This window comes from Micrococcus sp. HSID17227, assembly GCF_003989405.1.
GTDB classification, from domain to species: domain Bacteria; phylum Actinomycetota; class Actinomycetes; order Actinomycetales; family Micrococcaceae; genus Micrococcus; species Micrococcus luteus.
This window is the reverse complement of record NZ_RBLN01000257.1, coordinates 1-3156: the sequence shown is the minus strand read 5'-3', so window position 1 is coordinate 3156 and position 3156 is coordinate 1. Positions and strand designations below refer to the sequence as shown.

2 protein-coding genes and 1 pseudogene are annotated in these 3156 nt (G+C 73.4%); 1 reads left to right on the top strand and 2 read right to left on the bottom strand.

The genetic code is table 11. The annotated features are described in order from the left end of the window. Positions 1–138: 138 nt before the first annotated feature. Positions 139–648: pseudogene (locus D8M29_RS10425) on the top strand (3'-5' exonuclease); the annotation flags it as partial. Positions 649–676: 28 nt separating this feature from the next. Here D8M29_RS10425 and hemL read toward each other — a convergent pair. After that, entirely contained in the window at positions 677–2002 is a 1326-nt protein-coding gene (gene hemL / locus D8M29_RS10420; protein WP_049147283.1) for a glutamate-1-semialdehyde 2,1-aminomutase, read from the bottom strand. Further along, entirely contained in the window at positions 1999–2985 is a 987-nt protein-coding gene (gene hemB, locus D8M29_RS10415; protein WP_049147281.1) for a porphobilinogen synthase, read from the bottom strand. The genes hemL and hemB overlap by 4 nt, the downstream gene beginning before the upstream one ends. Positions 2986–3156 lie beyond the last annotated feature (171 nt).

Sequence of the window (3156 nt, the reverse complement as noted above, 5' to 3'; positions counted from 1 at the left end):
CGGAGATCACCGAGACCCTGCGGGACCTGTTCGCCGCGGGCATCCCCGTGGTGGCGTTCAACGGCGTGTACGACTTCACGGTGATGGACCGGGAGGCGCGCCGCCACGGGCTGACGCCGCTCGAGGCAGGCGTCCGAGGTCCACGGCTGCACAACGGAGCGGACGCAGGCGGAGGGCAGGCCCGCCGCGCAGGGCGTCACGGAGATCACCGAGACCCTGCGGGACCTGTTCGCCGCGGGCATCCCCGTGGTGGCGTTCAACGGCGTGTACGACTTCACGGTGATGGACCGGGAGGCGCGCCGCCACGGGCTGACGCCGCTCGAGGCCCGCCCCGTGATCGACCCGTTCGTGCTGGACAAGCAGGTGGACCGGTTCCGCAAGGGCAAGCGCACGCTCTCCGCGGTGTCCGAGCACTACGGGGTGACCCTGGAGAACGCGCACACCTCCGCGGCGGACGCCCTCGCCGCCGTCCAGGTGGCCGACGCCCTGGCCGCCCAGTACGAGCAGCTGCGCGTCGCGCCGGCGGACCTGCACGAGCGGCAGGTCCGCTGGAAGGCCGAGCAGGCGGAGAGCTTCGAGCAGTACCTGCGGCGCAAGGACCCGCAGGCCACCGTCTCGCGCCACTGGCCGGTCGAGGCCGAGCGCTGAGCGCCCGGCCCCGACCCGCACCCGGGTCTCAGCCCTGGGGCGTCGCCGCCGCGGCCGCCTTCGCCGCGGCCGGCAGCGCGTCGAGCACCCGGGTGACCGCCGCGTCGTCGTGGGCGGCGGAGACGAACCAGGCCTCGAACACGGACGGCGGCAGGTACACGCCGGAGGCCAGCATCGACTGGAAGAACGGGGCGTAGCGGAAGACCTCCTGGCCCTGGGCGTCCCGGTAGTCCCGCACGCCGGTGCCGGAGGTGCCGAACGCCACGGAGAACAGGGTGCCGGCCCGCTGGATCGAGTGGTCCACGCCCTCGGCGTCGAGCGCGGCCACGAGGCCCTCGCGCACGGCGTCCGAGGCGCGCGTCACGGCCGCGTAGACGGCCTCGTCGGCGCGGGAGAGCGTGGCGTGGCCGGCGGCCATGGCCACCGGATTCCCGGAGAGGGTGCCGGCCTGGTACACGGGGCCGAGCGGGGCCAGGTGGTCCATGATCTCGGCGGAGCCGCCCAGGGCGGCCGCGGGCATGCCGCCGCCGATCACCTTGCCGAAGCACCAGATGTCCGGGGTCCAGCCCTCGGGCTGTCCGGACAGGCCCCAGCCGCCCGTGGCGGTGGCGCGGAAGCCGGTGAGCACCTCGTCCCAGATCAGCAGCGCGCCGTGGCGGCGGGTGATCTCGCGCAGGAACGCGTTGAAGCCCTCGGCGGGCTCCACGACGCCCATGTTGCAGGGCACGGCCTCCGTGATGAGCGCGGCGATGCGCTCGCCGTGCTCGGCGAACACGGCCTCGACGGCGGCGCGGTCGTTGTAGTCCACCACGAGGGTCTCGGAGGCGGCGGCCTCGGTGACGCCCGCGGAGCCGGGCAGGGCGGCGGTCGCCACGCCCGAGCCGGCCGCGGCCAGCAGGCCGTCCGAGTGGCCGTGGTAGCAGCCGGCGAACTTCACGATCAGGTTGCGGCCGGTCACGCCGCGGGCCAGGCGCAGGGCCGTCATGGTGGCCTCGGTGCCGGTGGACACGAAGCGCACGCGCTCGACCGGGACCTTGGAGGCGATCAGCTCGGCCAGCGCGGTCTCCTCCAGCGTGGAGGTGCCGAAGCCGAGGCCGCGGTCCACGGCGGCGTGCACGGCCTCGACGACCTCGGGGTGCTGGTGGCCCAGCAGCATGGGGCCCCACGAGCAGACCAGGTCCACGTACTCGTTGCCCTCGACGTCGGTCAGGTACGGGCCGCGTGCGCCGGCCATGAACCGGGGCGTGCCGCCCACCGAGCCGAAGGCGCGCACGGGTGAGTCGACGCCGCCGGGGATGACGGCCTGGGCCGCGGCGAAGGCGGCGGCGTTGGTGGTCGGCTGGGACGCGGTCACAGGGACCCCTCCTTCATCCAGCGGCCGAGCTCGGCCGCCCAGTAGGTGAGCACGGAGTCGGCGCCGGCGCGCCGGATGGAGAGCACGGACTCGACGATCGAGGCCTTCCGGTCGATCCAGCCGTGCGCGGCGGCGGCCTCGATCATCGCGTACTCCCCCGAGATCTGGTACGCGGAGACGGGCACGTCCGCCATGTCCGCCACGTCGCGCACGATGTCCAGGTAGCTCATCGCGGGCTTGACCATCACCATGTCCGCGCCCTCCTCGAGGTCGAGGGCGACCTCGAGCAGGGCCTCGCTCCGGTTGGCGGCGTCCATCTGGTAGGTCTTGCGGTCGCCCGTGAGCTGGGAGTCGACGGCGTCGCGGAACGGCCCGTAGAACGCCGAGGAGTACTTCGCGGCGTAGGCGAGGATCGCGGTCTCGTGGTGGCCGGCGCCCTCGAGGGCCTCCCGGATCACGCGGACCTGGCCGTCCATCATCCCGGAGGGGCCGAGCACGTCCGCACCGGCCTCGGCCTGCGCGACGCCCATCCGGGCGTAGATCTCCAGCGTCGCGTCGTTGTCCACGGCGCCCTCGGCGGTGAGCACGCCGCAGTGGCCGTGGTCGGTGAACTCGTCCAGGCACAGGTCGGACATCACGACGAGCCCGTCCCCCACCTCCGCCTTCACGTCCCGGATGGCCCGGTTCAGGACGCCGTCCGGGTCCAGGGCGGCGCTGCCGACGGCGTCGCGCGTGGTCGGCACGCCGAACAGCATGATGCCGCCCAGGCCCAGCTCGGCGGCCTCGGCCGCGGCGGCCTTGAGCGAGTCCGCGGTGTGCTGCACGACGCCCGGCATCGAGGCGATCGGCACGGGCTCGGCGGCGCCCTCCTTGATGAAGGCCGGCAGGATCAGCTCGGCGGGGTGCAGGCGCGTCTCGGCGACGAGGCGGCGCATCGCGGCGGACCGGCGCAGACGCCGGGGACGGTGCAGCGGGAAGGACATGACGGGGTCACACGCTCCTGGTTCGGGGACCCGTCCAGTCTAGGTGTTGTGGGTCATGAGGTTCTTGCCACGGGGTACGGGCTGAGATGAGACGAGTGGGCCTCTCCCGCAGGATGGAAGTTCCTACACCACCGACCTGCCCGAGAAGACCCACTCATGACTCACGCTAAC

Excerpts from the sequence above, each read along its gene's own strand:
- hemB (WP_049147281.1), bottom strand. The coding sequence starts at position 2,985 with ATGTCCTTCCCGCTGCACCGTCCCCGGCGTCTGCGCCGGTCCGCCGCG.